Raw genomic sequence first — 26,906 nt, 5'->3', positions numbered from 1 at the left:
GCGGCCGCGGGTGTTGGTGAAAGTCGGGAATTGCGGAAATGAATCATCAGAAGCCCTCGCGTAGCCATCGTCCGACCTTTCCGAAATAACCGCCGGTCCCTGTCTTGACCTGGTGCCGCGTATGCCGCGGTTCGACATGTTCGAGGTGAACATATTGCGGGTAGACGAGGAGTCCGGCCGGCACCGCGAACGCGGCGTTCTTCGCCTCGTTGGGCAGCCGGCCGAAGCCGAGCGGACGTCCGACCCGCACGGGCCGGCCGAGAATCTGGGTACCGAGCTCGACCAGGCCGGTGAGCTGCGAGGCTCCGCCCGAGAGCACGACGCGGCCGTTGGGCTCTGAGGCGAAGGGCGAATCCTTCAGCTTGTCCCGAACCATTTCGAAGACTTCCTCGGCACGGTGCTTGACGATGTTGGCGATGGTGGCGCGGGAGACGATCTGCGGCAGATCCTGCTCGTCACCGGCTGTCGGCACAGACATCAGCTCACGCGAGTCCGATCCGCCGGTGATGACGGTGCCGTATAACGTCTTGATTCGCTCGGCGTCGGCAATGGTCGCGGAGAGTCCGCGCGCGAGATCCATCGTGATGTGTTGCCCGCCGACCGCAAAACCCGCCGCATGCACGAAACGGCCGCCTGAATAAACGGCAATCGTGGTGGTGCCGGCGCCCATCTCGACGACGGCAGCACCGAGATCGGCCTCGTCGTCGGTCAGCACCGACAGGCCGGCCACATAAGGGCTCGCCGCCATGGCTTCGACATTGATGTGGCAGCGTTCGACCGCCAGCATCAGGTTCCGCGCCACGGTGGCGTCGCAGGTGACGACGTTCATGTCGACGCCGAACTGATGGGCAACCATGCCGCGAGGGTCGCGGATGCCCTTGACGCCATCGAGCGTGTAGCCGACCGGCAGCGCGTGCAGCACGGTGCGGCCGTCGCCGGTGGCGTGACGCATGCCGGTGGAGGTGACGCGGCTGACGTCGGCCTGCGTCACCGCACCACCCCGGATGTCGGCGGCGGCTTCGACCAGCTGGCCGGACAGCCGGCCGCCGGAGACCGAGAGCAGCACGGACTCGACCCGCACCTTGGCCATCTTCTCCGCAAGCGCGACGGCCTGGCGCACCGCCTGCTCGCATTCGCCGAGATCGATCACCGCGCCGGCCTTCATGCCGCGCGACTGGATCTGGCTGTATCCGATCAATTCCACCGCATGGGTGCGGCCGCGCAGCGCTTCGCTCGGCGGCGACGGCTTCAGCCGCGCGATCATGCAAGCGATCTTGCTGGTGCCGATGTCGAGGCAGGCGACGAGGCCGCCCCGCTTGTGCGGCATCGGGCGCGTCTTCGGCGTCTGGGTGCGATCGAGACCGGTCATGCGGAATCCCCGGCCTTCTTTTTCTTCTTGTCCTTGAACAGATCCTCGCGCGCCTTGGCGGCGTCCTCGGACAGCTGCACCACCAGCCGATCGGGCAGGCGCATGTCGACGGCGACGATGTCGCGGGAGAACAGCCTATCCTCCTTGTCGAGCCTGGACAGCATCGCGAGCGCGTTGCCGACGTCCTGCTCGGGCAGACGGATGTCGAGGCCGTCCTTCAGCCTCAGATTCCAGCGCCGCTCGCCGACGTAGATCGCGGCTTTCGTCACCGCATTGACCTGCGGATAGCGCGCCAGCAGCGCCAGGAAATCGCGCGCCTGGGTCTCGGCGCCCTTGCCGACCACGAGCGGCAGCGTCAGGAAGCGGCGCGAGACGTAGGGCTCGAGCACGGCGCCGTCATCGGCAATGACCGAGAGCCGGCCGGCCTCCTGCCACAGCGCGAACGCCTTGCGCTCGGTGAGCTCGATCATGAGCTGACCCGGATAGAGCTTCAGCACGGTCGCATCCGCGATCCAGGGATTGGCCTTGAGCTTGTCGCGCACCGCGTCGGCGTCGAGAAACAGCAGCGAGGAGCGGCCGCTGACGCCGCCGATCGCCAGGATCTCGTCCTGGGTCAGCTGCTTACGGCCGTTGATCACGACGGAGGTGATGCGGAATCCGGCGGAATTGGCCAGCGCGTTGCGGGCGTCGCTGACCGCGGTGATGAAATCCTGGAGATGGCCGCCCTTGACGATGCCGAAGCCGCAGCTGCCGATCAGCAGCAGCACGGTCATGCTGATTCCGACCCGGCGCGGCAAATAGCGCTCGACCAGCGCGACCACGCGCGGCGGCGGCTCTCGCTCGACGACGGCCTTGGCCCTGGCCTTGATCTTGTCCTTGGCGGCGGCGCGCGCCGCCTCAAGTCTTTCCTGGCGCTTGTCCTGCACCCACTCGCGCAGAAGCACGACCGCTCCGACAGCGGCCGCCTTCAGGTCGGCTTGGGGCCTCAGCGATCTGAAAAGAGACCGGGTGAGGCTTCCTGCTCCATCCATTGCACGAGCTCGTCAACAGTTTGCCCGCGACATCGCGCGGATCCTGGCGAACATGACGTCCTGGACGTGCCGGGCCGGGTGCTGGTCTTCAGCAGAAGAAAACCTCTCCCCTTCAAAGCGTTCGCTGGAGGTGACATCACCCGCGACAGCTCACGCGCCGGCAGCCAAAGCGCCATATGCGCCGCCAGCGTTAACCTTCGGACGTCCTGGTAAACAAAAGGTAAAATTCGTTAACGTCCCGCGCATTTTGCCCCGTTATGTGAGGCATTTATGCCGCGATGTCCGGCATTTTACCGGTTTTGGACGCCAAACCGGCCCGTTTCGTCGATCCGGCCGTTAACCAGTCCTAATTATTTCCGCACGCCCCGCTGCGCGAGCTCCACCAGGTCGCGCAGAAAGTCGACGAATGCGATGCCCTCGGCTTTCAGCGCCTTGGGGTAGAGCGAGGACTTGGTCAGCCCGGGCAGCGTGTTGGTCTCGAGATAGACGAGGCCCTTGTCCGAGACGATGAAATCCGACCGGGAATAGCCGGTGCATGACATCGCGCGGTGCGCCAGCATCGCCTGCGCCTTCAGCGCGGCGGTGATCTCGGGCGCGAAACGGCCGGGGCAGATCTCCTGGGTCGATTTCAGGAGATATTTCGCGGCGTAGTCGAAACTGCCCTCGCCCGGAATGATCTCGATCGGCGGCAGCGCGATGATCGAGCCATCGGTGCGCTCCAGCACACCGCAGGTCGCCTCGACGCCGGCGATGTAGGGCTCGATGACATACTCTTCGTGCTTGGCCGCGTTACGGACGGCGACGAGATCCTGCTTGGCGTTGACGAAGATCAGGCCGTAGCTCGAGCCGTCGCGCGCCGGCTTTGCGATCAGCCTGCCGTATTCGGCAAGAGCCTCGTCGATGTTGTCGAGCGCAACGTTTGCCGGCGGCGTCACGCCGCCGAGGGCGGCAAACCGCTTGGCCGCGACCTTGTCGAAAGCAAGATGCGAGGAGGCCGAGCCCGAGCCGGTGAAGGGCACGCCGCGCGCCTCGCACATCACCTGCAATTCGCCGTTCTCGGCACGCCCGCCGTGCAGACCGAGCACCAGTACGCGCCCCTCGGCCTTGGCCTGGTCGAGTGCCTGCTCCAAGGGAATGCCACGCGTGCCCGGCTTGAACTCGTCCTCGAAGGGGCGAGCATGTTCGAGCAGCTGCCTGGACTGCACGACATGCACCTTGTCCTCGATGTCCCACCACCAGAGATCAGCCTCGGGCAGCGCCTGATGCAGCGCCTGCGCCGAGGCGACCGAGACCAGACGTTCCCGGTTGGAGCCGCCGAAGAGGATGGTGATGCGCATGGTCATAGCCCGAAATCTCTCCATTCGTCATTCCGGGGCGCGACGAAGTCGCCAGCCCGGAATCCATTTTTCCATCGTCTCTGCGGCCCAATGGATTCCGGGTTCTCGCTTCGCGAGCCCCGGAACGACATTCACGCGGAAATCCCGATCCGCTTGATTTCCCAGTGTAACTCGATCCCGGAATTTGCCTTCACCCGTTCGCGCACGGTCTCGCCCAGCGTCTCGATGTCGTGCGCGGTGGCATCGCCGGTGTTGATCAGGAAATTGCAGTGCATCTCCGAGACCTGTGCGCCACCGACGCGCAAGCCGCGGCAGCCAGCAGCGTCGACCAGCTTCCAGGCGGAATGGCCCGGCGGATTCTTGAAGGTGGAGCCGCCGGTCTTCTCGCGGATCGGCTGCGCGGTTTCGCGATGGTTTTGCACCTCCGCCATGCGCGCGCGGATCGCATCCGCGTCCCTGATCTCACCACGAAAGCGCGCGGAGGTGAAGATGATGGAAGGATCGACGCCGCTGCTCCGGTAGACGAACTTCATGTCGGCATTGGAGAACACGTGCTTGGTGCCGTCGCGCCCGACGCCCCGCGCCTCGATCAGCACGTCCTTGGTCTCGCCGCCGTTGGCGCCCGCATTCATGCGCAGCGCGCCGCCGATCGTGCCGGGAATGCCGAAGTAGAATTCGAGCCCGCCGATATTGGCAGAGGCCGCTACTTCCGCCACCCGCTTGTCGAGCGCGGCCGCGCCGGCGGTGACGACATCGCCGCTCGCGGCGGCCTCGCCGAAGGCGCGCTGCGAAAGGCGAATCACCACGCCCGCGATGCCGCCGTCGCGCACGATGAGGTTGGAGCCGACGCCGACGACGTAAACCGGAATGTCGGCAGCAAGGTGCGCGAGGAAGTAAGCCAGATCGTCCTCGTCCGCCGGCGTGAACAGCACCTGCGCCGGACCGCCGACGCGAAACCAGGTGAGCTCGGCGAGCGACTGGTTGGCGAGCAGTCGGCCGCGCAGCTCCGGCATCGCGGCTTTGAGAGTGGGCGTGATGTCGGGGAAGCTCACCGCCCTACCCCAGCGCCTTCAATTCGCCGGGCAATGCATACGCCCATTGCGTGATGTTGCCGGCGCCAAGGCACACGACGAGATCGCCCGGCTTCGCGAGCCCCTTGACGATGCCCGCGAGCTCTGATGCCGCCGGCAGCGGGATCACCTCGCGATGGCCGTGGGCGCGCAAGCCCGCGACGAAATGATCGCGGTCGATGCCCTCGATCGGCGGTTCGCCGGCGGCATAGACGTCGGCAACGATCACCGCGTCGGCGTCGTTGAAGCAGGTGCAGAATTCCTCGAACAGCGATTGCAGGCGGGTGTAACGATGCGGCTGCACCACGGCGATCACCTTGCCGGTGTAGGAATCGCGCGCCGCTTTCAGCACGGCTGCGATCTCCACGGGGTGATGGCCGTAATCGTCGATGACGGTGACGCCGTTCCACTCGCCGGTCTTGGTGAAGCGGCGCTTGACGCCGCCAAAGCCGGCCATCGCCTTGCGGATCGCCTCGTCCGACACGCCGAGCGCATGCGCGACCGCAATCGCCGCCGTCGCGTTCGAGGCGTTGTGCCGGCCCGGCATCGGCAGCGCGAGGTCGGCGATCTCGTGCAGGGTGCCGGCCTTGCGGTCGCGGATCACGACCTTGAACTTCGAGCCGCCGCCGCCTGCGGTGAGGTCGACCAGCCGCGCATCGGCCTGCGGATTCTCGCCGTAAGTGATGATGCGGCGGTCCTCGATCTTGCCGACGAGGCTCTGCACCACGGGATGATCGATGCACATCACGGCAAAGCCGTAGAACGGCAGGTTCTCGACGAAATGACGGAAGGCGTCCTGCACGGCCTCGAAGGTCTTGAAGTGATCGAGATGCTCGGGGTCGACATTGGTGACGATGGCGACATCGGTCGGCAGCTTCAGGAACGTGCCGTCGCTCTCGTCGGCCTCGACCACCATCCAGTCGCCGGCCCCCAGCCGCGCGTTGGAGCCATAGGCATTGATGATGCCGCCGTTGATCACGGTGGGATCGAGCCCGCCGGCGTCGAGCAGCGTCGCGACCATCGTCGTCGTCGTGGTCTTGCCGTGCGTGCCGGCAATGGCGACGCAGCTCTTCAGCCGCATCAGCTCGGCCAGCATCTCGGCACGGCGCACCACGGGAATGCGACGTTCGCGCGCCGCCATCAGTTCCGGATTGTCGCGCTTGATCGCCGTGGAGACCACGACCACCTCGGCGCCGTCGACATTCTCCGCCTTGTGGCCGACCGAGACCTTCGCGCCCTTCTTGCGCAGCCGGTCGAGATTGTAATTGTCGGAGGCATCCGAGCCCTGCACGGCATAGCCGAGATTGACCAGCACCTCGGCGATCCCGCTCATGCCGATGCCGCCGATCCCGACGAAGTGGATGGGTCCGATCTCGCGCGGCAGTCTCATGTGGTTTCCTTGGGGTCATCGTCCGCGAAGGCGGACGATCCAGTACTCCGCGACGCCAGAGATTCAAATCAACTGCGTCGGATACTGGATGCCCCGCTTTCGCGGGGCATGACAAGTGGCTTTTTGGCCATTCGGGCCGGAACAGGCGTCAGATTCCCGCGACCTTGACCACGAGATCCGCCAACCGCTCGGCCGCATCGAGCCGCCCTGCCCCCTTCGCGGCCGCAGCCATCGCGGTGAGGCGCGCGGGTTCGGCGGCCAGACCGGAGATTTCGGCGGCGAGACGATCGGAGCTGAACTCGGTCTGCGGGATGCGGATCGCGCCATCGACCTTGGCCAGCACGCCGGCATTGGCGAACTGGTCCTGGTCGATCGAACCGGGCAACGGCACCAGGATCGAGGGCCTGCCGATCGCCGCGAGCTCGGCCACCGTGCCGGCGCCGGAGCGCGATACCACGAGATGGTTTGAAGCGAGCCGTGCCGGCAGATCGGTGAAGAACGGCGCGAGCTCGGCCTTGATCTTGAGCTTGTCATAGACCGCGCGCACGCGGCTCATGTCTTCCTCGCGCACCTGTTGGGTGAGGATGAGGCGATTCCATAACGCCGGCTCGAGCCGCTCGATCGCACCGGGCACGATGTCGGCCATGATGCGCGCACCCTGGCTGCCGCCGACGACGAGCAGGCGCAGCGGGCCGTTCACCTCCGGCGCGGCATAAGGCACAGCGGCGGCGGCGAGCACTGCCGGACGCATCGGCGTGCCGACCGTCGTGGTCTTGCCGGAGAGCGCGGGATCGCGGTCGAGCACCCCGGGCAAGGACGTCGCGATGGCGCGGACGTGGGCGGACAGGAACCGGTTGGCGCGGCCGAGTACGGCGTTGGCGTCGTGGATGATGCCGGGCACGCCGGCGAATTTCGCCGCGACCAGCGGCGGCAGCGTCGGATAGCCGCCGAAGCCGACGACGGCAACGGGCTTCAAGCGCTTGATCAGGCGATACGCGGAGAGCGTGCCGGCGGCGAGCGTGAAGCCGGCATAGGCGAGTTGCAGCGGATTGCGGCCGCGCGCGGTCTCGCTTGCCACGACGTCGATCATGTCCTTGCTGAACAGCCCGCTATAGCGCAGCGCGCGCTCGTCGGTGACGAGGCGGACGCGATAGCTGCGCCGGATCAATTCGACGCCGAGCGCCTCGGCCGGAAACAGATGGCCGCCGGTGCCGCCCGCGGCAAGAAGAATCAGGGGGGACGTGTCCATGATGGAGGGGTTTTACAGTGTCTCAGCCGTCATTGCGAGCGCAGCGAAGCAATCCAGAATCCCTCCGCAGAGACAGCCTGGATTGCTTGGTCGCTGCGCTCCTCGCATTGACGAGCTAAGCGTAACTGCGCATCGCCTCGGCGTGGCCGCTGGCCTCGACCTCGGTGCGCGGGCGCAGCCGCGTCAGCGCCAGCATCATGCCGACGCCATAGGCGAGCGACACGATCGAGGAGCCGCCATAGGAGATGAACGGCAGCGTCATGCCCTTGGCCGGGATGAGCTGGAGGTTGACCGACATGTTGATCGCCGCCTGCACGCCGAACAGGATCGCGAGACCCGAGGCGGCGAAGCGCGAGAACATGTCTTCATTGGCATAAGCGCGCGACAGCGTGCGGAGGACGACGAAGGCGAACAGCGCCAGCATGGCCAGGCACAGGATGATGCCGAACTCCTCGGCAGCGACGGCGAATACGAAGTCGGTGTGGCTGTCCGGCAGGCTACGCTTGGCGATGCCCTCGCCCGGCCCGAGGCCGAACCAGCCGCCGTTGTAGAAGGCTTCCATGGCGGTATCGACCTGGAAGGTGTCGCCGGAGGCCGGATTCATGAAGCGCCTGATGCGCCCCGCCACGTGCGGAACGAACAGATAGGCGCTGAACAGGCCGGCGGCGCCAAGGCCTGCGAGACCGAACACCCAGATCATGCGCATGCCCGCGATGAAGAACAGCGAGCCCCACACCATCAGGACCAGCATGGTCTGGCCGAAGTCGGGCTCCATCACCAGGAGCGCGACCAGCATCAAGAGCAGCACCAGTGCCATCGTGGTCGCCGGCATCTCCGGGCGCCTGGTCGATTCCGCGAACAGCCATGCCGCGATCACGACGAACGACGGCTTTGCGATTTCGGAAGCCTGGATGTTGACGCCGAGCAGCGTGATCCAGCGCCGCGAGCCCTTCACCTCCGGGCCGATGGCGAGCGTCAGCACGATCAGGACGATGCTGATCGCGAAGATGATCAGCGCGCTGCGGCGGATCGAGCGCGGCGACAGGAAGGACACTCCGAGCAGGACGATGCAGGACGGCAGCAGGAACAGCACGTGGCGGCTGAAGAAGTGGAAGGGCTCGAGCCCGATGCGGGTCGCAACCGGCGGGCTCGCCGCCAGCGATAGGATCACCCCGGTCAGCATCAAAGCCAGGATCGCGCCCATCAGCGGCTTGTCGACGGTCCACCACCACTCGGAAAAGGGGGTGCGTTCTTCACGGGAGAGCATGGGCGGCCGCTTTCGGACGGAGGTCCGTCCATTGGTCGCCGAGGTTGGTTACCGAAGGGTTAATAGCTTGTTCAAGTTTTGAAGAGTCTCGTGCCCCGGACGCAGCGCAGCGCCTTTTGCGGTGCGCTGCAGAGCCGGGGCCCAGCGAGCTTTCTGGTCCCGGCTCTGCGGAGCGTCACTTCATGCCGCGCCGCGTCCGGGACACGAGACCGCCTCACACCACCGGCTTCACCCCCGGCAGCGCCTGCACCAGCTCGCGGAACTTGGTGCCGCGGATCTCGAAGTTGCGGTACTGGTCGAAGGAGGCGCAGGCGGGGGACAGCAGCACGACGGCGTCGGTGAGGCCTGCGGCATCCGCATCGCGCGCGGCATGCTCGACGGCGACGTCGAGCGTCTGGCTGATCTCGTGCGACACCTGCGTGCCCAGCGTTCCCGAGAACTCCTGCGCGGCCTCGCCGATCAGATAGGCTTTTCGGATACGCGGGAAGAAACCGGTCAGGCCAGTGATCCCGCCGGCCTTGGGCTTGCCGCCGGCGATCCAGAAGATCTCCGAAAACGACGACAGCGCATGCGCGGTTGCGTCCGCATTGGTGCCCTTGGAATCGTTGACGAACAGCACGTTGCCGCGGCGGCCGACCTGCTCCATGCGGTGCGCAAGGCCGGGAAAGCTGCGCAGGCCGTTCTGCAGCACCTCCAGGCTGATGTCCATCGCGAGCGCGGCGGCGGCGGCACAGGCCGCGTTCTGCGCGTTGTGCTGGCCGCGCAGCGAGCCGATGCCGCCCAGCGCGGCCACTTCGCTGCGGGCACCGCCCGAAGAACGCACGATGTCGCCATGCTCGACATAGATGCCGCTCGCCAGCGGGTTCTTGACGGAGATACGCACCACGTTCTTGCCGACGCGGTCGAGCCGGTCGGCGATGTCGCGGCAGAAGCCGTCGTCGACGCCGACGATCGCGGTGCCGCCGTCCTGCACGCCGGCAACGAGGCGTTCCTTCACGGCGGCATAATGTTCGATGGTGCCGTGACGATCGATATGGTCCTCGCTGACATTGAGCAGGATGCCGACGGAGGGATCGAGCGAGGGCGTGAGGTCGATCTGGTAGGACGACATCTCGATGACGTGGACGCGGCCCATGCGCGGCGGCTCCAGCGACAGGATCGCGGTGCCGATATTGCCGCCCATCTGGGTGTCGTAACCGGCGACCTTGGTGAGATGCGCGATCAGCGCCGTCGTGGTCGACTTGCCGTTGGTGCCGGTGATGGCGACGAACGGCGCATCCGGCGCGTGTCGCCGCCGCTCACGGCAGAACAGCTCGATGTCGCCGATCACCTCACAGCCGGCCTCGCGCGCCTTCAACACGCTCCAATGCGGCACCGGATGGGTCAGCGGCACCCCGGGCGCGAGCACGAGGGCCGCGAAATTCGCCCAGAACACGCTGCGCAGATCGGCAGTGATGAAGCCGGCCTGCGCGGCCTTGGCGACGTTCTCGGCATTGTCGTCGGCCGCGATCACCTCGGCGCCTCCCGCCTTCAGCGCGTGGCAGGAGGCAAGCCCCGACCCGCCGAGGCCAAACACCGCGACGGTCTTGCCGGCAAAGGAGGTGACGGGGATCATCGATCGATCACCGCAGCTTCAGCGTCGACAGCCCGGCGAGCGCCAGCATCACCGAGATGATCCAGAACCGGATCACGATCTGCGGCTCGGTCCAGCCGAGCTGCTCGAAATGGTGGTGGATCGGCGCCATCTTGAAGATGCGCTTGCCAGTAAGCTTGAAAGACACCACCTGCACGATGACCGAGACCGCCTCCAGCACGAACAATCCGCCGATCACCGCGAGCACGATTTCGTGCTTCACCGCGACCGCGATGGCGCCGAGCATGCCGCCGAGCGCGAGCGAGCCGGTGTCGCCCATGAAGATCGAAGCTGGTGGAGCATTGAACCAGAGAAAACCGAGGCCGGCACCCAATAGCGCGCCGCAGAGCACCGCGAGCTCGCCGGTGCCGGCGACATATTTGATCTGGAGATATTCGGCGAACACCGCGTTGCCGGCGAGATAGGCGATCATCGCAAAGCTCGCGGTCGCGATCATCACCGGCACGATGGCGAGGCCATCGAGACCGTCGGTGAGGTTCACCGCGTTGCCGGAACCGACGATGACGAAGGCGCCGAAGATGACGAAGAACCAGCCGAAATGCAGCACGGTGTCCTTCAGGAAAGGAATCGTCAGCGCGGTCGAGGCGGGGTCGCGGTTCAGCCGCACCAGCGCGTAGCAGGCCACCAGCGCGATCGCCGCCTCGATCAGGAGGCGCAGCTTGCTGCCGAACCCGGTCGTGGTCTGCTTGGTCACCTTGAGGTAATCGTCATAGAAGCCGACGAAGCCGAAGCCGAGCGTCACCGCCAGCACGATCCAGACATAGGGGTTGAGCGGATTGGCCCACAGCACGGTGCCGACCGTGAGGCCGGACAGGATCATCAGCCCGCCCATCGTCGGCGTGCCCTTCTTGGCGAGATGCGATTGCGGACCGTCGGTCCGGATCGGCTGACCCTTGCCCTGGCGGATGCGCAGATGGTCGATGATCCAGGGCCCGAACAGGAACACGAACAGCGCGCCGGTGACCACCGCACCGCCAGTGCGGAAGGTGATGTAGCGGAAGACGTTCAGGAAGGTGCGGACGGCACCGAAGCCCGGAAATGTGTTGGAGAGCTCGATCAGCCAGTAAAACATTCAGTCGGTCCTATGGCGCCAATGCACGCGGTCTTGGCCTGGGTATTGGCTTGAACGTGCCTCACGCGCATTCGCTGTCTTCATCATGGGTCGCGCGCCCCCAGGGAAACCGGATCGCTTCGCGCCGCAAAGGGTGGGATTCGGGAACGGCGCCTTCCAAGCAGTTTACGCCTTCGCCTGCAAGGCGGCCACCAGGCCGGGCACAAACTTGTTGACCCAGAACATCTTCTTGCTGCCCTTGACAACCACGACATCGCCTGCCTGCAGCAGATTTGCGACCTCGCCCGGCTTCAGCGTGGCGGGATCATCGTGCCAGCCGAGGCGCTTGCCTGACGGCAGCACATCGTAGAGGTGGCGCATCAGGGGGCCGACGCAGTAGACCCCGTCGATCCCGTCGAGGTGCTTGGCAAGGGCGGTGTGGTAGCCTGGCGCGTCTTCGCCGAGCTCCAGCATGTCGCCAAGGACCGCAATGCGGCGGCCGCCGCTCATGTGGCGGGCCTGCAGGCTCTGCAGCGCGGCAGCAACGCTGGCCGGATTGCCGTTGAAGCTGTCGTCGATCACGGTGATGCCGCCGACCGCCTGCTCGACGCCGCGGCCGGTCATGATGCCGACACGGTCGAGCTTGATCGCGAGCGTCGCCGGATCGAGATGGGCCGCGCGGATCGCGGCGAGCGCGGCCAGCGCATTCTGCACGCGATGCGGCGCGCCCGGCGTCAGGCTGAAGGCGATCTCCTTCTTGCCGATCATGGCCACGACCTGCCAGCTCTCGCCATGCGGCGCGTGCGCGACCTCATGCACCTCGGCGTGCTCGCCGAAGCGCACGACCTTGCCTTTCCATTCGGAGGCCTTGAGTCCCGCAGGCAGCACCAGCACGCCGTCCTCGGGCAGACCGAGCGCGATCGAGACTTTCTCGTGCCTGATAGCTTCGAGCGAGCCGAGCTTTTCCAGATGCACGGGCTGGACGTTGACGACCAGCGCCACCGTCGGCCGCGTCAATTCGCTCAGCCGCGCGATCTCGCCTTTCTGGTTCATGCCCATCTCGACGACCCAGAGGCTGGCGTTGGGCCGCGCGTTGCACAGCGTCAGCGGCACGCCCCAGAAATTGTTGAAGCTCGAAGGGCTGGCATAGGCGTTCGGATAGGCCGCCAGAAACTCCTTGGTGCTGGTCTTGCCCGCGCTGCCGGTGAGCCCGATCACCGGCCCCTTGAAACGCGCGCGCCCAGCGCGTGCGAGAGCCCAGAGGCCGTCGATCAGCGTGTCCTTGACGACGATCTGGGGAATGCTGATGCCCGCGATCTGGTGCGGCACGATCATGGCGACCGCGCCTGAAGCCTCCGCCTTGTCGGCGAATTCCCAGCCGTCACGCGCGCTGGCGAAGGCCGAGACGAAACCGCCGCTCGGCGTGCCGCTCAGCGCCACGAACAGGCTGCCCGGTTTCACCAGGCGGCTGTCCTGGGTGACGAAATCGATCGGGGTGTCCGGGAACGATCCGTCCGCGCCCAGCGCGCGCGCCACTTCGGCAATCGTCCATATCGGCGCGCTCATGCAATCCTCGACGCTAATGCGGCGGCGACCGCCTCGTGATCACTGAAGGGCAAGACCTCTCCGCCGACGATCTGCCCGGTCTCGTGGCCCTTGCCGGCGATGAGCAGCGCATCGCCCTCCTGCAATTCCTCGATCGCGGCGCCGATCGCGGCAGCGCGGTCGCCGATCTCGCGGGCGCCCTTGGCGGTGGCGAGGATCGCGGCGCGGATCGCCTCCGGCTTCTCGCTGCGCGGATTGTCGTCGGTGACGATGATGCCGTCGGCATTCTCGGCCGCGATCTCGCCCATGATCGGACGCTTGCCGGCATCGCGGTCGCCGCCCGCGCCGAACACGACGACCAGCCGGCGCTTGGCATAGGGCCGCAGCGCCTGCAGCGCCTTCGCCAGCGCATCGGGCTTGTGCGCATAGTCGACGAAGATCGGCGCGCCGTTGCGCTCGCCGACGCGTTCGAGCCGGCCCTTGGCGCCTTCGAGATGCTCCAGGCTTGCGAACACGTCGGCTGCATCGCTGCCGGTGCCGATCGCAAAACCGGCCGACACCAGGGCGTTCTCGATCTGGAATTCGCCGACCAGCGGCAGCCGGATCCCATGGCGCTTGCCGCGATGTTCGAGCGTCAGCCGTTGCGAGAAGCCTTCGACCACGGCTTCAGTGAGACGGATGCCCTCGCCCGCCCCGTCGCCGTTGCGGCCGACCGCCATCACGCGCAGGCCGCGCGCCTTCGCTGCATCGATCGCCTCTGCCGAGCAATCATGATCGGCAGAGACCACCGCCGCGCCGCCGGGCGGCACCAGCTCGCGGAACAGGCGGAGCTTCGCCGCGAGATAATGCGCGACGGTCGGATGGTAATCCATGTGGTCGCGCGACAGATTGGTGAAGCCAGCGGCGGAGACGCGCACGCCGTCGAGCCGGTACTGATCAAGCCCGTGCGACGACGCCTCGAAGGCGAGATGCGTGACGCCCTCGCGCGCGATCTCGTCGATCTGCCGGTGCAGCGCGATCGGATCCGGCGTCGTCAGCGAGCCGTAGATGGTGCGCTTGGGCGAGACGAGGCCGATGGTGCCGATGCTGGCGGCGGCATGCCCCAGCCGCTCCCAGATCTGGCGCGTGAAGGCTGCGACCGAGGTCTTGCCGCTGGTGCCGGTCACCGCCGCGATGGTCGCCGGCTGGGCGGGGAAGAAGTTGGCAGCGGCCAGCGCCAGCGCGCGGCGCGGATTGGCCACGGTGACGAACGGCACCCTGCCCGCGACCGGCGCATGGTCACCGACCACAGCCACGGCGCCCGCGGCAACCGCAGCATCGATGAAGCGTGCACCGTCGGTCTTGCTGCCCGCCAGCGCGAAGAAGACATCACCCGGTTTGACCGCGCGGCTGTCGAGCGCAAGGCCGGTCACCTCGAGCGCGGCGGCAGCGGGCTCGATGGCGGCGTCATTGCCCAAAATATCCTGACCCAGGAGGTCGCGCAGCTTCATGGTCTTCCAGTCGACATGCCCTGCCGGAAAGCCGAATCCTGGAAAAATCCCGACTCAGCCGCGGCGAAAAGCCTACCCGTTGATTACTGGGTTGTCCTGGATGCTGCAAGAATAAGGCGCTCCGCAGGCGGCAGGTCGAACCGCGGCTCGACGCCCAGAAGCGGCGCGATCCGCTCGATCACCTTGCCGCCGGTCGGCACCGCGTTCCATCCCGAAGTGATGAAACCATGCGTCTCGGGCAACGCCTGCGGCTCGTCCAGCATGATCAGGACGTGATATTTGGGATCGTCGCAGGGCAGGATGGCGGTGAACGAGTTGAGCACGCGCTTCTTGGCGTAGCGGCCGTTGATGACCTTCTCGGACGTGCCGGTCTTGCCGCCGACATAATAGCCCTTGACGTCCGCCTTTCTTGCCGAGCCGACTTCGGCATTGAGCCGCATCAGGAACCGCATCTTGTCGCTGGTGTCCTGCTTGATCACGCGCTTGGCCAGCGCCGCGGCTTCGGATTCGCTGCGCTTCATGAAGGTCGGCGGAATCAAATGGCCGCCGTTCACCAGCGCGTTGATGCCCATCACCGCCTGGAGCGGCGCCACCGACATGCCCTGGCCGAACGCGATGGTGACGGTGTTCAGTTCCCCCCAGCGTCGCGGCACCAGCGGCGCCGCGCTTTCCGGCAGCTCGGTGCGCAGCCGGGTCGTCTGTCCCAGCTTGGTGAGGAAGGCCTTGTGCGCCTCGACGCCCTGGTTGAGCGCAATCCGTGCCGCGCCGATGTTGGAGGAATAGGTGAACACTTCCTTGGTGTTGATGAAGCGCCCGAGCGGATGGCTGTCGTGGATGGTGAACTTGCCGTAGTGCAGGTTGCCGCGCGCGTCCCACATCGAGTTCAGATTGATCTTACCGGAATCCAGCCCCATCGCCAGCGTGAACGCCTTGAAGGTCGAGCCCATCTCGTAGACGCCGGTGGTCAGGCGGTTGATGCGGTCGGGATCGTGCGCTTCCTTCGGATTGTTGGGATCGAAATCCGGCAGCGACACCATCGCGACGATCTCGCCGGTCTTGACGTTGGAGACGAGGCCGGAAGCGGCCTTGGCGTGGAACTTGTCCTTGGCCTTCAGCAGCTCGTCGCGCAGCGCGTGCTCGACGCGCAGATCGACCGAGAGTTCGATCGGCTTCTGCAGCCGGTCGGTGGCGAATCCGGCGCGATGGAGATCGGCAAGGCCCTGATTGTCGAGCCACTTCTCCATGCCGGCGATGCCCTGGTTGTCGATGTTGACGAGGCCGATGAGGTGGGCGACCTCGTTGCCGGTCGGATAGACGCGCTTGTTCTCGCGCAGGAAGCCGATGCCGGGAATGCCGAGCTTGTGAATCGCCTGCTGCTGCTGCGCCGTGACCTCGCGCTTGAGCCAGACGAAGCCCTTGCGCGTCCTCAGGCGTTCGCGCACCTCGGCCTCGTCGAGGTCGGGCACGGTCGCGGTGAGAAGCTCGATCGCCTCGTCCTTGTCGATGATGCGGCGCGGCTCGCCGAACAGGCTTGCCGTCTTGACGTCGGTCGCGAGGATCGCGCCGTTGCGGTCGACGATGTCGGGCCGCGCGGTCGCAACCACCTCCTGCGAGGCCGCGCGACGCGCACTGTGGGCGTCGGCGCCGATCGCGAACATCACGAGCCGGCCGCCGATCAGGGCGTAGACCAAGGCGAAGGCGAGCATGGCGAGACCGACACGTGCGCGCGCCTTTACGGCGCGGTCGACGTTGCGCCCGTACAGCAGGCTGCGGATCAGACGCTGCCGCCAGGGTTCTGCAGGCTTGGCCGGAGTCACAGCGCTCATTGCTTGTCCTCGGGCTGAGGCACGGAGCCCGTCACATTGTCGGGATCGCTGGCGGCTTCGATGGTGTTGAGCATGGCGCCGATCGGATCGGGCTCGCCCGGCCTGAACATCCGCGGCGGACGCTCCGGCAGGTTCTTCAGCGAATCATATTGCGTGCCGTTGACCGGCCTGAGCTGCAGATGCCGGTCGGACAGCCCTTGCAGCCGATGCGGCGCATCGAGCTTGGCCCACTCGGACCGCAGCGCCGCGATCGCGTCGCGCTGCTCGCGGATCTCCGCATGCAACCGCAGCACCTTCTCGGTGCGCGCGGTGGAGTCCATCTTGATCCGGTAGACATAGGCCGCCGCGAAGATCAGCGCGCCGATGACGATGAGGTGGATGATGCGCATGCGCTACCCTCCCCTGATCACGTCGGAGAGTTTCGGCCAGGACGATTGCTCGCCATCCTGATGCGCCGGCGCCGAGGTGCGTTCGGCCGCGCGCAATTTCGCGGAACGCGCCCGCGGATTGTGCGCAACTTCGTCGTCTCCGGCGACGATGGGCCGCCGCGTCAGCAGCTGGAAGCTCGGCGCAACTTGCGCGACCTCCGGCAGGTGCCGCGAGCCGCCGCCGGTCTTGGAGCGCTCGGCGAGGAAATTCTTGACGATGCGGTCTTCGAGCGAATGGAACGAGACCACGACGAGGCGGCCGCCGGGCTTGAGCACGCGCTCGGCCGCGGCCAGCGCGATCTGCAGCTCATCGAGCTCCTCGTTGACGAAGATGCGCAAGGCCTGAAAGGTCCGCGTCGCCGGGTGAATGTCGCCCGGCTTCGATCGCACCACCCTGCCGACGAGATCGGCGAGCGCGCGCGTGGTCGTGAACGGCGTCTCCTGCCGGTCGGCCACGATGGCGCGGGCGATGCGGCGCGAATGCCGCTCCTCGCCGAGCTGGTAGATGATGTCGGCGAGATCGCCTTCGGAGGCACGCGCGACGACCTCGGCTGCGGTCGGCCCTGACTGTCCCATCCGCATGTCGAGCGGACCGTCGAGGCGGAACGAGAAGCCGCGGCCGGCCTGGTCGAGCTGCATCGAGGAGACGCCGACATCCATCACGACGCCGTCCACGGTGTCGAATCCCTGTGCCGCGCAGACATCGGCGAGATTGGAAAAGCGGTCCTCGACCAGGGTCAGCCGGCCGGCGGAGCGTTCGACCAGCTCGGCACCGCTCGCGATCGCCGTGCGGTCGCGATCAATGGCGATGAGCCGGGTTCCCGGCACTTCCAGGATCGCACGGCTATAGCCGCCGGCACCAAACGTGGCGTCGACATAAAGGCCGCCATCGCGCGGAGCGAGATGGGCGATGGCCTCGCGGCCAAGAACGGGAATGTGCGGGGCCGGGCTCATGCGCCACGCCCGCCGAAGGCCCTGCCTGACGTCCAAGCGAGATCGGGGACGAACAAGCCCATAACGCCTCGAATCATTCCGCGTCGCGGCGGTTCCACGACAAAGCCCCAGTCCGGCATGGTTACCGAGCCCGGTCGTCCCGGGCCGCAGACCGAGTGTTCCCAGCGGAATTTGTCGGGCAGCCATGGGATTTCGAGCCAAAATACGCTTTGGCCGCCTCCGGACGCGGGTCGGCTCTTCATCTCTCAGTAACGGCCCTTAGCGTTAAGAAAGCGTTGATCGACTCGTTACAAGTCGCAAAGGTGAAGCGGCGGTGATGCCTCTTCCACACACATCCGCAAAATGCATGCGTTAACCGCGCCGCGCGATTGCGTACGGTTGACGGTAAAGGAATAGTAAAGAGAAGGGCTTGGCCCATTCGCGTCCGACCTGAGTTGTCCATGCCGCCGTCCGGTTCGTCCACACCATCTGGAACTGATTCGAAGCGCCACCGCGTCCTCCCGGTTCCCAAGGCCGCGGCGAACATGCGGACGTTCGAGCCGGACTCCTCGATCGTCTCCGACATCATCCCTTCGCCGAATTACGGCGAGCGCAACAAGGGACGGCAGCCCGATATGATCGTGCTGCACTACACCGGCATGCCCGATGTCGAGGGCGCGCTGGCGCGGTTGTGCACGGCCGGCACCGAGGTCTCGGCGCATTATGTCGTGCTGGAGGACGGCCGCATCGTGCAATGCGTGCCCGAGACCAAGCGCGCCTGGCACGCCGGCGTATCGTCCTGGGCCGGCGAGGACGACATCAACTCCTGCTCGATCGGGATCGAGATCGTCAATCGCGGCCATGACTGGGGCTATCCGGAGTTTCCGTTGCGCCAGATCGCCGCCGTGATCGCGCTGTGCCGCGGCATTATGCTCCGCCGCAAGGTGCCGTCCCACCGGGTGCTCGGCCATTCCGACGTCGCGCCCGCGCGCAAGAAGGACCCCGGCGAGAAGTTTCCGTGGCACTCGCTCGCCAATTCCGGCGTCGGTCACTGGGTCACGCCCGCCCCTGTCGTGCGCGGCGAGACCCTGATGCTCGGCACCATCAGCGACGAGGTGCTGAGCCTGCAGCAGGCGCTCGCCAGATACGGCTACGGCGTGCCGCTATCAGGCAAATACGACGCCGCGACCATGGAGGTCGTCACGGCCTTCCAGCGTCATTTCCGCCCGGCGCGGCTCGATGGCGTCGCGGACCACTCGACGCTGTCGACATTGCAGGCGCTGCTGGCCAGCCTGCCGCCGGAAGGGACGACCGTCGCATCGAAGTGACGACGAGAGCCGGACGCGCCATCGCCGCGTCCCGTGTCCCGGACGCACTGGGCACACATCTTCAGGATGAACTATTGCAGGCCGTGCGCTCGGCGATATCGGCTTGACGGGACGGTCACAAATGCCCCATGCGTTACCGGTCAGTCGGCCGGACGGCCGCTCCGGCAGGTGCCGAAAGGCCGCCGGGGAGGAAAGTCCGGGCTCCCTTGACATGCGGTGCCGGATAACGTCCGGCGGGGGTGACCCCAGGGAAAGTGCCACAGAGAACGAACCGCCCCGCTTCGCCTTCGGGCTTCGCGGGGTAAGGGTGAAAAGGTGCGGTAAGAGCGCACCGCGGCTGCGGCAACGGAGCCGGCATGGCAAACCCCACCGGGAGCAAAACCGAATAGGGACGGCGTAGCGGGCTGTTCGCGAAAGCGATAACGCCGCGGGGCGATGTCAGGCCCGCCGTCCGGGTAGGTTGCTCGAGGCCGTGTGCAAACACGGTCCCAGAGGAATGGCCGTCACGTATCGTCCGCGCAAGCGGGCGGTGCCCTACAGAACCCGGCTTACAGGCCGGCTGATATCTTGCAACGAGGGGTTCGGCGCCAACGCGCCGGGCCCCTCACCATTTTAGCCAAGCGCGTCCGGTGTCATTCCGGGGCGCGCGCAGCGCGAGCCCGGAATCCATCGCGCAGCAGAGTTAGTGGAAGAATGGATTCCGGGTTCTCGCTACGCGCGCCCCGGAATGACGGCGGAAACTATGCGACGATCTCGTCCAACATCCGCATCAGCGCTTCCGGCGCAGTGACATTCGGGGCATGACTGGCGTCGAGCTCGAAAGAGCGCCATCCGTCCTCGTTCTTGGCACGCGTCGCGAATTGCCCGAACACGTCGCCCGGCGGGATGCGGGTGCAATAGATGTAGCTGCACGGGATCGTCGGCTCGCCATGTTCGAGCCTCAGCTTCGTCTCGAAGCACTTGATGGGCATCGGCACCCGGCGCGCGTTCAGCCAGTCGAGATCGGCCTGCGGCGTATCCGGCGGCGGCGGGTTCGGCGGAATGCGAAAACCGTCGCCAGCAGCTGCCGCCCTTCGCATCGGCTCCCGCCCGCCCTCGTTGAGGTCGAACAGCGACTGGCCGTCGCGCGGCACGAAAGCATCGAGATAGATCAGCTGCCTCACGCGCTCGCGGACGCGGTCGGCGACACCGGTCGCGACCATGCCGCCATAGCTGTGGCCGAGCAGCACGATGTCGTCGAGATCCTCGAATCTGATGACGTTGAGGATGTCCTGAATGTGCGTGTCGAGATCGATCGCCGGGCTGGCGAGATGCGCGCGTTCGCCGAGGCCCGTATAGGTCGGAGTCACCAGGCGATGACCGGCCCCGGCCATCAGCGGATGCATCTTCTTCCAGGCCCATCCGCCGGACCATGCGCCGTGACAGAGCAGGAAGGTCTTCGCGCGTGCGGCCATCGGCGTCTCCATCGTTTTTATTTCTTTCGACGATGAAGTGTAGCGACCGGCCGCGTGATGTAAACGCCGCCTCAGGCGGCGCGGGCGTCGGCCTTCACCAGCACGGGCGCGAGCTCGCCCGCCTCCCGCCGCAGCTTTCCCGCCTCGAATCCGTGCATGCCGAGCTGCCATTGCAGCCCCACGATGGCGCCCTTGGTCGGCTGCAGCAATGCGAGCGAGGCGAACAGCGTCACCGGAAGCCACACGGCGAGCTGCAACCATTCCGGCGGCGCATAGGCGGTCTCGACCGCGAGGATCGCCGGCACCACGAGATGGCCGACCACGACCATCACGAGGTAGGCCGGAAAGTCGTCTGCGCGCTGGTGAAACAGCTCCTCGCCGCAATGATCGCAACGATCGGCGACTTTCAGGAAACGGCCGAACAGATGCCCTTCGCCGCAATTCGGGCACTTGCCGCGAAAGCCGCGCCACATCGCCTTCCCCAGAGAGACTGAACCGGCCGCCATGACCACACCTCTTCCTTTTCGACGACCCATACAATAATAGGCTGTATCCATACATTCAAAGGATAAGGGCCGGAATTGCATGGATTGGATCCCGACAATCTCGGAGCTGTCAGGCCCGCGCTACCAGCGCATCGTCGAGGCCATGGAGGCGGACATCGCCGCCGGCCGGCTGGTGCGCGGCCAACAGCTGCCGACGCAGCGCGCGCTGGCGAAAGCCCTCGGCATCGATCTCACCACGGTGACGCGCGCCTACACCGAGGCGCGGCGCCGAGGCATCCTGGAGGCGCGGGTCGGACAGGGGTCGTTCGTGTCTGAGACCAGCGCGCGCCGCGCCGTCGACCTGCCGCATCCCGTCGCGATCGATCTGTCGATGAACGTGCCGCCGCATCCGCTGGAGGCGCAGCTCGACGAACGCATCATCGCCGGGCTGGAATCCATCCGCGCGCAATCGGGCCTGACGGCGTATCTCAACTACCAGCCGCCCGGCGGCAGCGCGCATGAGCGCGAGGTCGCGGCGCGCTGGATGCGCGGGCGGGTGCCGCACGCGCATGCCGACAGGCTCGTGGTCTTTCCCGGCGCGCAGACGATCCTGTTCAACCTGCTCGCGCACCTCGCGAAGCCCGGGGATATCGTGCTGACGGAGGCGCTGACATTTCCCGGCATCAGGGCCGCGGCCGTGCAGCTCGGCATCAGGCTCGTCGGAATCGCCATGGATGATGGTGGCATCCTGCCCGATGCGCTGGCCAAGGCCTGCCGCGTGCACAAGCCTAAGGCCGTCTATCTGATTCCGACGCTGCACAATCCGACCACCGCGACGCTTTCTGCCCAGCGGCGCGGTGCCCTCGCAAAGATCATCCGCGACGCCGACACGATCCTGATCGAGGACGACGCCTACGGCCTGCTCGACCGTTCGGCATCGCCGATCGCCAATCTCATTCCCGAGCGGACGTATCTTGCGACCACGCTGTCGAAATGCATCGCACCGGCGTTGCGCGTCGCCTATCTGGTGACGCCCGACGGCGGCGCGCAGCGACAGATGCGCACGTCCCTGCAGGCGACCGTGCAGATGCCGGCGCCGCTGATGGTCGCACTGGTGACGCATTGGATCGAGACCGGCGTTGCCGATCGCATCATCACCGCCATTCGCAACGAAGCAATCGGCCGGCAGCAGCTCGCGCAACGCACGCTGAAGGGCTTCCAATTCCTGGCGAGGCCGGCAGCGCATCATCTATGGCTGCGGCTGCCCGAGCGCCGGCCCGATGTCGCCGCAGATCTGCTGCGGAACGGCCTTGCGGTCGTCGCCGCCGATGCTTTCACGGTCGGCGGGATGCCGCCGCACGCGGCCCGCGTCTCGCTGGGGGCGGCCCGGAACAGATCTGAATTGACGGAAGCGCTGCGCATCCTGGTCGGCGCGCTGCAGAAGCCCGCCGACACCAGGCAGATCGTCTAGACCATCGACGACGAGGCGATGGCCGCAGCGCACGATCCTTGCAGCCCTTCGCGAAAGCCCGACGCGCCGCAGATCACGCTTGCATGCGGGATGGATTGACTTGCACGGCAGCAAGCGTGCTATGCGGGCGGCGGCGATCGACCATTCGGGATCGCCGCGGCGAAGGACAATCCGTTGGAAACGCTCACCTACGTCCTGCTGCTCCTCGGCGCGTTGGCCGGCGGCTTCGTCTCGGGGCTGGCAGGGTTCGGCACGGCGCTGATGGCACTCGGCATCTGGCTCTACGTGCTGCCGCCCTCGCTCGCGGTGCCCCTGGTGCTGATCTGCTCGGTGATCGCGCAGACCTCGACGTTGCCGTCGATGTGGAAGAGCTTTGACCTCTCGCTGGTCTGGCCGTTCCTGATCGGAGGGCTGGCCGGCGTGCCGCTGGGGACCATGATGATCGCCTCGGCCGATCCCAAAGTGTTCAAGCTGAGCGTCGGCATCTTAATTCTGATCTTTTCGAGCGCGATGTATCTGAACAAGAGGCCGCTCGCGATCACGTTCGGCGGCCGCATCGCCGACGGCGCGATCGGCTTTGCCGGCGGCATCCTGGGCGGCCTCGCCGGATTGTCGGGTCCACTGCCGATCCTGTGGGCCAACATCCGCGGCTGGAACAAGCACGAGCGGCGCGGCATCTTCCAGCTCTTCAATTTCACGGTGCTGGCCACGGCGCTGGTGCTGCAGACCGCATCGGGTCTCGTCGAGCTCACAGTGGTCTGGCTCGCACTGGTCGCCTTTCCAGGTACCTTGATCGGCGCCTGGGCCGGCGCACGCGTCTATCATGCCCTCAACGACAAGCATTTTGGCGATGTCGTGCTCGGCCTGCTGTTCCTGTCAGGCCTGACCCTGGTCTGGAACAGCCTCGGCGCGCTCTAAAGCGCGATGAGATTTGGATGAATCGTCATCGCGCTTTAGATTGTTGTTTGCGCATGATCTTTCCGAAAGACCGCTGCGCACTTTTCCGGATCATGCTCTAGCTCTTCCGTCCTTCCAACGAACGCAACACAAGGAACAAGCTGCCGTCACACCGGCTCGCGGGCGAGAGGCGCGACGGGTTCGAGGCTCTCTTGCTCCGGGGTCTTCTCCTTCGGCACCAACGTCAGGCGCTTGTTGAACTCGCGATGCAGCAGCCACAGGCTCAAGCCGGCCTGCAACGTGGTCGTCGCGACCGAGAGATACCAGACGTGCTCCATGCGGAAGCCCGGCAGCGTCGAGAGCCAGATCGCCGGCAGGGAGTAGGTGAACACGCGTGTCGCCGAGGTCAAGAGCACCGGCTTGGTGTTGCCGAGGGCCTGGAACATGCTCGAGCAGGTGAAGATCAGCCCTTGCGCGATCATATTGAGCGAGATGATCCGCAGGAACAGATAGGCGATCTCCATGGTTTCGCGGTCGTTCGAGAATCCACCGAGCAGCAACTCCGGCCTCACCTGCGCAAGGATCATGAAGCCGGCCATCACGAGCGTGACGATCAAAGCGGTCTTGATGAAAGTTTCCCGCACGCGCGCCGCGTTGGCTGCGCCGAAATTCTGTCCGGCGATCGGCCCGGCCGCCAGCCCGACCGCGAGCGCAGGCATGTTGATCAGGCCGAGCACGCGCTGCCCGATGCCGAATCCCGCTTGCGCCGCCGCGCCGAAATCGCGCAGCACGTAATAGACCACCGCCATGAAGATGAACATCATCGCGAACTCGCCGCCGGCCGGCAGGCCGACGTCGAGAATGCGCATGAGATGGCGCAGCTGCGGCCGCCACTGCGCCGCGCTGAAGGCGACATAGCGCTCGACCTTGCAGAAATAGACCAGCAGCATCAGCGCGCCGACGGCGACCGCGATTGAGCTCGCCAGACCCGCGCCGGCCACCCCGAACGCATGGCCGGTGCCCCATCCCGAGATCAGAACCGGCGCCAGAGCGATATTGATGACCACGGCAAGCGTCTGCACCAGCATGACGGGACGAACGATCCCGGTGGCGCGCAGCGCCGATCCCATCACCTGGGTCGCGAACTGCAGCGCGAGCGCCGGCACAAACCACAGCAGGTAAGTGGTCCCGGCCTCGATCGTGGCCTGGTCCGCGGCGATCGAATGCATGTAGGGGCGCGACAGCGCGGCACCTGCGACCAAGGTCAACGCTCCGAACAGCACCGACAGCAGCATCGCCTGGTTGAAGATCAGGTTCGCATCCGCCCGGTCCTTCCGTCCCACGGCATGCGCGATCAGCGCCACCGCGCCGACGCCCAGCACCTGCATCAGCCCGTTGACGAGGAAGCCGGCATTGCCGGCCGCGGCAACGCCCGCGACCGCGGCATCGCCGAGGCCCGACACGAAGTAGAGGTCGACCAGCTGGCAGATCATGATCGTGACCATGCCGACCATGATTGGAGGGGCCATGGCCAGGATGTGTCTCACGATGGAGCCGTTCGTCAGGTCTTTCATGTCGTTCCATCCTTGACGCATTCCTCGGCGGCGTGACAGCGGGGCGCCCGCCGCCCCGCGCCGTTCATTCCGCCGCCGCGATATGTCCGAGCTCCACCACCTGGCGCTCGAACAGGCCGCGATAGATGCCGCCGGGCTTGCTCGCGAGCACGGCGTGGGTGCCCTGCTCGACGATCTCGCCGCGGTCGAACACCAGGATGCGGTCGAGGCTCCTTACCGTCGACAGCCGGTGCGCAATCACGATCGAGGTGCGGCCCTTCATCAGCCGCTCCATCGCCTGCTGGATCAGCGCCTCCGATTCCGAATCGAGGCTCGAGGTCGCCTCGTCCAGAATCAGCACCGGCGCATCCGCCAGGAACGCACGCGCCAGCGCCACGCGCTGCCGCTCGCCGCCCGACAGCTTCACGCCGCGCTCGCCGACCAGCGTGCCGTAGCCCTTCGGCAGGCGCAGGATGAAGTCGTGCGCATTCGCCAGCCGCGCCGCCTGCTCGATCGCCTCCAGGCTGGCACCCGGCCGGCCATAGGCAATGTTCTCCGCAAGGGTGCGGTGAAACAGGATCGGCTCCTGCTGCACGATCGCGATCTGACTGCGCAGCGATTGCTGGGTGGCGAGCGCGATATCCTGCGCGTCGATCAGCACGCGGCCGCCGCTGACGTCGTAGAGCCGCTGCACCAGCTTGACGAAGGTGGTCTTGCCGGAGCCCGAGCGTCCGACCAGGCCCACGCGTTCGCCGGCCCGGATCGTCACCGACAGCCCGTCGTAGAGCGGCGCGCGATGGCCGCCATAGTGGAACGTGACGTCGTCGAACACGATCTCGCCGCCCTCGATCGCGATCGGCCGCGCATCGGACGCATCTACAATCCCGATCGGCTCGTCATGGATCGCCACCAATTCGTCCATGTCGTTGACCGAGCGCTGGAGGTTGTTGATGTGCATGCCCACGTCTCGCAAGTACGCATGGATGACGTAATAGCTCGTCAGCACATAAGTGACGTCGCCGGGCGAGGCATGTCCGGACATCCACAGCAGCACCGAGCCGCCGATCACGGAGGCGCGCAAGGCCAGCAGCAGCGACAACTGCGCCATGGCGGTATAGTTGTAGCGAAACCAGGTTCGCCGCACGCGCACGCGCCACCGGTTGATGACGCGGGCCAGCCGCGCGTCCTCGCGCATTTCGGCGCCGAAGGATTTCACCACCGCGTTGCAGGTCAGGGCGTCCGCCAGCGTGCCGCCGACCTTGGTGTCCCAGGCATTGGAGACGCGTGCGGCCGGCGCGATGTAGCGCGTCGAGAACACCACCGTGGTGGTGACGTAGAGGATCGCCCCGATCGCGATCACGAGACCGAGCGAGGTCCAGTGCACGCCGATCAGGATCATCGAGCCGACCAGCACCAGCAGCGAAGGCGCCAGCGCCATCAGGATGGTATCGTTGAGCAGGTCGAGCGCCCACATGCCACGGGTGATCTTGCGCACCGTGGAGCCGGCAAAGGAGTTCGCGTGCCAGTCGGTCGAGAAGCGCTGCACGCGCGTGAACGCGTCCTGCGCGACGTCGGACATGATCTTCAGCGTGAACGGCACGATCGCCTGCAGTCCGATAAGCCGCAGCACCATCGAGGCCGCGCCCAGCGCCACGATGGCGCCGAATGCCACCAGCGCGGCGTGGCGCGCCTCGGGGTCCGACGGACCACGCGTCAGCGCATCGACCAGGTGCCCCGAGAACACCGGCATGAACAGATCGGCGATGGTCGCACCTAGGAGGCCGCCGGCCACGATCAGACCGCGCCCCGGCTGCTTCAGCCAGTGCCGGAATACGAAGGGCAGCACCACGCGAATGGCGGCGGGTCTCTTGGACAGAGCGGTCATGACATCATCCGGCCGCACACGCGGGCCGGCTCCATCGACGGACACAGGCCGGCCACGAGGGCCGAACGGCGTCACTCAAAACTGACTTTGACTTGGGAAGCGGAGCGATCGGGACGCTTGGTCGAAACCTTGGCCCAATCGAAGCTGGCGGAAGAGGCCTCTAACAGGCCGCGTACATACCGAGCCAGACCAT

21 protein-coding genes and 1 other RNA gene are annotated in these 26,906 nt (G+C 66.3%); 4 read left to right on the top strand and 18 right to left on the bottom strand.

Translation table 11 applies throughout. From position 1 onward, the window contains the following. Window positions 1-46: 46 nt before the first annotated feature. The 14 genes from ftsA to rsmH all read right to left on the bottom strand — a co-directional run bounded on the left by ftsA (window position 47) and on the right by rsmH (window position 17,661). Window positions 47-1,369, bottom strand: coding sequence for a cell division protein FtsA (gene ftsA, locus DCM79_RS26525; RefSeq protein ID WP_257177048.1), 1,323 nt, complete (start codon window positions 1,367-1,369; stop codon window positions 47-49). Next, window positions 1,366-2,400 (bottom strand): cell division protein FtsQ/DivIB, encoded by a 1,035-nt coding sequence (locus DCM79_RS26520; protein WP_257177047.1) that lies wholly within the window; start codon window positions 2,398-2,400, stop codon window positions 1,366-1,368. The genes ftsA and DCM79_RS26520 overlap by 4 nt, the downstream gene beginning before the upstream one ends. A gap of 350 nt (window positions 2,401-2,750) precedes the next feature. Beyond that, on the bottom strand, window positions 2,751-3,737 hold the full coding sequence (locus tag DCM79_RS26515; RefSeq protein WP_257180852.1) for a D-alanine--D-alanine ligase: 987 nt from the start codon (window positions 3,735-3,737) through the stop codon (window positions 2,751-2,753). Between the two features lie 131 nt (window positions 3,738-3,868). Then, window positions 3,869-4,789 carry a UDP-N-acetylmuramate dehydrogenase gene (gene murB, locus DCM79_RS26510; RefSeq protein ID WP_257177046.1) on the bottom strand — a complete coding sequence of 307 codons (921 nt, stop codon included), beginning with the start codon at window positions 4,787-4,789 and terminating at the stop codon, window positions 3,869-3,871. A 4-nt stretch (window positions 4,790-4,793) separates the two neighbouring features. Then, a complete protein-coding gene (gene murC / locus DCM79_RS26505) occupies window positions 4,794-6,197 on the bottom strand; it encodes a UDP-N-acetylmuramate--L-alanine ligase (RefSeq protein ID WP_257177045.1) in 1,404 nt (467 codons plus the stop codon). Window positions 6,198-6,345: 148 nt separating this feature from the next. Next, a complete protein-coding gene (murG, locus tag DCM79_RS26500; protein WP_373568116.1) occupies window positions 6,346-7,446 on the bottom strand; it encodes an undecaprenyldiphospho-muramoylpentapeptide beta-N-acetylglucosaminyltransferase in 1,101 nt (366 codons plus the stop codon). Window positions 7,447-7,561: 115 nt separating this feature from the next. Then, on the bottom strand, window positions 7,562-8,713 hold the full coding sequence (ftsW, locus tag DCM79_RS26495) for a putative lipid II flippase FtsW (protein WP_028138074.1): 1,152 nt from the start codon (window positions 8,711-8,713) through the stop codon (window positions 7,562-7,564). Between the two features lie 214 nt (window positions 8,714-8,927). Further along, on the bottom strand, window positions 8,928-10,328 hold the full coding sequence (gene murD, locus DCM79_RS26490) for a UDP-N-acetylmuramoyl-L-alanine--D-glutamate ligase (RefSeq protein ID WP_257177044.1): 1,401 nt from the start codon (window positions 10,326-10,328) through the stop codon (window positions 8,928-8,930). Between the two features lie 7 nt (window positions 10,329-10,335). Continuing rightward, window positions 10,336-11,439 carry a phospho-N-acetylmuramoyl-pentapeptide-transferase gene (gene mraY / locus DCM79_RS26485; protein ID WP_028138076.1) on the bottom strand — a complete coding sequence of 368 codons (1,104 nt, stop codon included), beginning with the start codon at window positions 11,437-11,439 and terminating at the stop codon, window positions 10,336-10,338. 165 nt (window positions 11,440-11,604) lie between these two features. Then, window positions 11,605-12,984 (bottom strand): UDP-N-acetylmuramoyl-tripeptide--D-alanyl-D-alanine ligase, encoded by a 1,380-nt coding sequence (murF, locus tag DCM79_RS26480; protein ID WP_257177043.1) that lies wholly within the window; start codon window positions 12,982-12,984, stop codon window positions 11,605-11,607. Next, complete coding sequence (locus DCM79_RS26475) at window positions 12,981-14,453, bottom strand: UDP-N-acetylmuramoyl-L-alanyl-D-glutamate--2,6-diaminopimelate ligase (RefSeq protein ID WP_257177042.1); 1,473 nt, start codon at window positions 14,451-14,453, stop codon at window positions 12,981-12,983. Before DCM79_RS26475 ends, murF begins: the two co-directional genes overlap by 4 nt. Window positions 14,454-14,536: 83 nt before the next feature. Continuing rightward, the gene (locus DCM79_RS26470; RefSeq protein ID WP_257177041.1) at window positions 14,537-16,279 is read right to left on the bottom strand and encodes a penicillin-binding protein 2; all 1,743 of its coding nucleotides are present in this window, start codon (window positions 16,277-16,279) and stop codon (window positions 14,537-14,539) included. Beyond that, a complete protein-coding gene (locus DCM79_RS26465) occupies window positions 16,276-16,668 on the bottom strand; it encodes a hypothetical protein (protein ID WP_257177040.1) in 393 nt (130 codons plus the stop codon). Before DCM79_RS26465 ends, DCM79_RS26470 begins: the two co-directional genes overlap by 4 nt. A 3-nt stretch (window positions 16,669-16,671) precedes the next feature. Beyond that, on the bottom strand, window positions 16,672-17,661 hold the full coding sequence (gene rsmH / locus DCM79_RS26460; RefSeq protein ID WP_257177039.1) for a 16S rRNA (cytosine(1402)-N(4))-methyltransferase RsmH: 990 nt from the start codon (window positions 17,659-17,661) through the stop codon (window positions 16,672-16,674). Between the two features lie 524 nt (window positions 17,662-18,185). Here rsmH and DCM79_RS26455 point away from each other — a divergent pair. Continuing rightward, window positions 18,186-18,968 carry an N-acetylmuramoyl-L-alanine amidase gene (locus DCM79_RS26455; protein ID WP_028138082.1) on the top strand — a complete coding sequence of 261 codons (783 nt, stop codon included), beginning with the start codon at window positions 18,186-18,188 and terminating at the stop codon, window positions 18,966-18,968. A gap of 140 nt (window positions 18,969-19,108) precedes the next feature. Next, window positions 19,109-19,535, top strand: an RNA gene (gene rnpB / locus DCM79_RS26450) — RNase P RNA component class A. Window positions 19,536-19,708: 173 nt separating this feature from the next. Here rnpB and DCM79_RS26445 read toward each other — a convergent pair. Continuing rightward, complete coding sequence (locus tag DCM79_RS26445; protein WP_257177038.1) at window positions 19,709-20,422, bottom strand: alpha/beta fold hydrolase; 714 nt, start codon at window positions 20,420-20,422, stop codon at window positions 19,709-19,711. Window positions 20,423-20,493: 71 nt separating this feature from the next. Next, the gene (locus DCM79_RS26440) at window positions 20,494-20,958 is read right to left on the bottom strand and encodes a DUF983 domain-containing protein (protein WP_257177037.1); all 465 of its coding nucleotides are present in this window, start codon (window positions 20,956-20,958) and stop codon (window positions 20,494-20,496) included. 49 nt (window positions 20,959-21,007) lie between these two features. Here DCM79_RS26440 and DCM79_RS26435 point away from each other — a divergent pair, with 49 nt between their 5' ends. Beyond that, a complete protein-coding gene (locus DCM79_RS26435; RefSeq protein WP_257177036.1) occupies window positions 21,008-22,378 on the top strand; it encodes a PLP-dependent aminotransferase family protein in 1,371 nt (456 codons plus the stop codon). Between the two features lie 174 nt (window positions 22,379-22,552). Then, a complete protein-coding gene (locus DCM79_RS26430; RefSeq protein WP_257177035.1) occupies window positions 22,553-23,296 on the top strand; it encodes a sulfite exporter TauE/SafE family protein in 744 nt (247 codons plus the stop codon). Window positions 23,297-23,442: 146 nt separating this feature from the next. Here the strand turns inward: DCM79_RS26430 and DCM79_RS26425 are convergent, their stop codons facing one another. Then, window positions 23,443-24,849 (bottom strand): MATE family efflux transporter, encoded by a 1,407-nt coding sequence (locus DCM79_RS26425; protein WP_257177034.1) that lies wholly within the window; start codon window positions 24,847-24,849, stop codon window positions 23,443-23,445. Between the two features lie 64 nt (window positions 24,850-24,913). Then, window positions 24,914-26,713 carry an ABC transporter ATP-binding protein gene (locus tag DCM79_RS26420; RefSeq protein ID WP_257177033.1) on the bottom strand — a complete coding sequence of 600 codons (1,800 nt, stop codon included), beginning with the start codon at window positions 26,711-26,713 and terminating at the stop codon, window positions 24,914-24,916. Window positions 26,714-26,906 lie beyond the last annotated feature (193 nt).

The sequence above is a fragment of the Bradyrhizobium sp. WBOS07 genome (assembly GCF_024585165.1).
Classification (GTDB): domain Bacteria; phylum Pseudomonadota; class Alphaproteobacteria; order Rhizobiales; family Xanthobacteraceae; genus Bradyrhizobium; species Bradyrhizobium japonicum_B.
Note: the sequence above shows the minus strand (reverse complement) of the source record. Positions and strands in the feature narration are given on the sequence as shown.

What these genes read in the sequence shown, in the direction of transcription:
- ftsA (WP_257177048.1), bottom strand. Translation starts at nt 1,369, where the DNA reads ATGACCGGTCTCGATCGCACCCAGACGCCGAAGACGCGCCCGATGCCG.
- DCM79_RS26520 (WP_257177047.1), bottom strand. Translation starts at nt 2,400, where the DNA reads ATGGATGGAGCAGGAAGCCTCACCCGGTCTCTTTTCAGATCGCTGAGG.
- DCM79_RS26515 (WP_257180852.1), bottom strand. Translation starts at nt 3,737, where the DNA reads ATGCGCATCACCATCCTCTTCGGCGGCTCCAACCGGGAACGTCTGGTC.
- murC (WP_257177045.1), bottom strand. Translation starts at nt 6,197, where the DNA reads ATGAGACTGCCGCGCGAGATCGGACCCATCCACTTCGTCGGGATCGGC.
- murG (WP_373568116.1), bottom strand. Translation starts at nt 7,446, where the DNA reads ATGGACACGTCCCCCCTGATTCTTCTTGCCGCGGGCGGCACCGGCGGC.
- ftsW (WP_028138074.1), bottom strand. Translation starts at nt 8,713, where the DNA reads ATGCTCTCCCGTGAAGAACGCACCCCCTTTTCCGAGTGGTGGTGGACC.
- murD (WP_257177044.1), bottom strand. Translation starts at nt 10,328, where the DNA reads ATGATCCCCGTCACCTCCTTTGCCGGCAAGACCGTCGCGGTGTTTGGC.
- mraY (WP_028138076.1), bottom strand. Translation starts at nt 11,439, where the DNA reads ATGTTTTACTGGCTGATCGAGCTCTCCAACACATTTCCGGGCTTCGGT.
- murF (WP_257177043.1), bottom strand. Translation starts at nt 12,984, where the DNA reads ATGAGCGCGCCGATATGGACGATTGCCGAAGTGGCGCGCGCGCTGGGC.
- DCM79_RS26475 (WP_257177042.1), bottom strand. Translation starts at nt 14,453, where the DNA reads ATGAAGCTGCGCGACCTCCTGGGTCAGGATATTTTGGGCAATGACGCC.
- DCM79_RS26470 (WP_257177041.1), bottom strand. Translation starts at nt 16,279, where the DNA reads ATGAGCGCTGTGACTCCGGCCAAGCCTGCAGAACCCTGGCGGCAGCGT.
- DCM79_RS26465 (WP_257177040.1), bottom strand. Translation starts at nt 16,668, where the DNA reads ATGCGCATCATCCACCTCATCGTCATCGGCGCGCTGATCTTCGCGGCG.
- rsmH (WP_257177039.1), bottom strand. Translation starts at nt 17,661, where the DNA reads ATGAGCCCGGCCCCGCACATTCCCGTTCTTGGCCGCGAGGCCATCGCC.
- DCM79_RS26455 (WP_028138082.1), top strand. Translation starts at nt 18,186, where the DNA reads ATGCGGACGTTCGAGCCGGACTCCTCGATCGTCTCCGACATCATCCCT.
- DCM79_RS26445 (WP_257177038.1), bottom strand. Translation starts at nt 20,422, where the DNA reads ATGGCCGCACGCGCGAAGACCTTCCTGCTCTGTCACGGCGCATGGTCC.
- DCM79_RS26440 (WP_257177037.1), bottom strand. Translation starts at nt 20,958, where the DNA reads ATGGGTCGTCGAAAAGGAAGAGGTGTGGTCATGGCGGCCGGTTCAGTC.
- DCM79_RS26435 (WP_257177036.1), top strand. Translation starts at nt 21,008, where the DNA reads ATGGATTGGATCCCGACAATCTCGGAGCTGTCAGGCCCGCGCTACCAG.
- DCM79_RS26425 (WP_257177034.1), bottom strand. Translation starts at nt 24,849, where the DNA reads ATGAAAGACCTGACGAACGGCTCCATCGTGAGACACATCCTGGCCATG.
- DCM79_RS26420 (WP_257177033.1), bottom strand. Translation starts at nt 26,713, where the DNA reads ATGACCGCTCTGTCCAAGAGACCCGCCGCCATTCGCGTGGTGCTGCCC.